This window comes from Streptomyces pathocidini, from assembly GCF_001418495.1.
In the GTDB taxonomy this organism is placed as follows: Bacteria; Actinomycetota; Actinomycetes; order Streptomycetales; family Streptomycetaceae; genus Streptomyces; species Streptomyces pathocidini.
On sequence record NZ_LIQY01000688.1, the window covers coordinates 1 to 833 of the forward strand.

Genomic DNA, 833 nt, shown 5'->3' on the forward strand with positions numbered 1-833 from the left:
TGGAGGGAGCGGCGGGCGCGCTCGCGTCCGCGTCCGTGCCGCCCTCCGAGCGGTACAGATACGCGAACGGATCGTCGTTCTCAGGCGTGTTCGCGCCGTTGTTCCCGGCCGTCATCCCCTTGTCACTCCCCAACTGTCTACGGACCACAGGCACTCTTGATCAAGTGCCAGAACAAGCTCCTATCAGGGCCGGCGCGACCGCGACAGGGAATGGGCTGCCCCGATGGCCAATGTTCATGATCGATTAACCGGGCACCGCCAGCAGCCCTCGCGGCACAACCCCGACCGCCCGAGCCTACCCGCTAGCCGCGGAGGCCGTTCCCGCAGGAGAGCCACGGCACACCCCGCTCCATCACGAGGCCGAACCGACCCCTACCCGACCTGCGAGCCGCCATGCGACGAGCCCCAAAGGGTGAGCCGTCTCACCCACTGACGTGCGGCGGAAAAAATTTCCCGCCACGGCAAAGTTTCGGCACCGCCGNNCGGCACCGCCGGACTCCACCACCGTGGTTACTCGCCGCTGCGGCGAAAAAAAATATTTCCCGCCACGACGGCGGGACGCGAGACGGCTCTGCCCGGCGGTGCCGAGCCCACCGCAACCACGCTCATGTTCAACACACCACGCGCGCGTACAGCCACAGGGCCACGCGCGCGTAGAGAACGCGTAGAGAACCAGCCGCCCCGACCGGATGGTCACCCGGCTCGGCGGCCGGTCTTTGAGCGGGAGCGTTTCTCCACGTACATCCTCTGATCCGCGGACTGGAGGACCTCCTCCGCGGACATCCCGCAGGCCGCCCAGCTGATCCCGAAGCTGGCGCCCACCCGGACGGCGC

Annotated in this window: 1 pseudogene; it reads right to left on the reverse strand. The window is 68.0% G+C overall.

Going from position 1 to position 833, the window contains the following annotated elements:
- A pseudogene (locus tag AOK16_RS28850) lies at positions 1-115 on the reverse strand (carbohydrate-binding protein); the annotation flags it as partial.
- Positions 116-833: the final 718 nt, after the last annotated feature.